The organism is Shigella sp. FC1967, assembly GCF_001743005.1.
In the GTDB taxonomy this organism is placed as follows: domain Bacteria; phylum Pseudomonadota; class Gammaproteobacteria; order Enterobacterales; family Enterobacteriaceae; genus Proteus.
On the sequence record NZ_MIIZ01000326.1, the window covers coordinates 1 to 239 of the forward strand.

General features: G+C 46.0%; 1 pseudogene. It reads left to right on the top strand.

Features of this window, described 5'->3' with window-relative positions:
* Positions 1-19: 19 nt before the first annotated feature.
* Positions 20-239: pseudogene (locus BHE89_RS02890) on the top strand (hypothetical protein); the annotation flags it as partial.

Consider the following 239-nt stretch of genomic DNA (forward strand, 5'->3'; position numbering starts at 1 on the left):
TAACTTTGGAGTACACCTTATGAACCAAGTAGCTAAATTGGACCTCGCCCAAATCCGTCAACAAGCCATCAATGATGGTCTGCTGGTGGACCAATCTTCCATCGGTAAACAAGCTGGTTTCCTGACCAATGTGGCAGTGACCCCGGCAATTGTCGATGGAGTATTTGGTGCAGATGGTAAGCACTCGGTAGAAGACTTCCTTTTCATGTTTTTGCAGCTTTGTGTTGCTCAAACAAAGG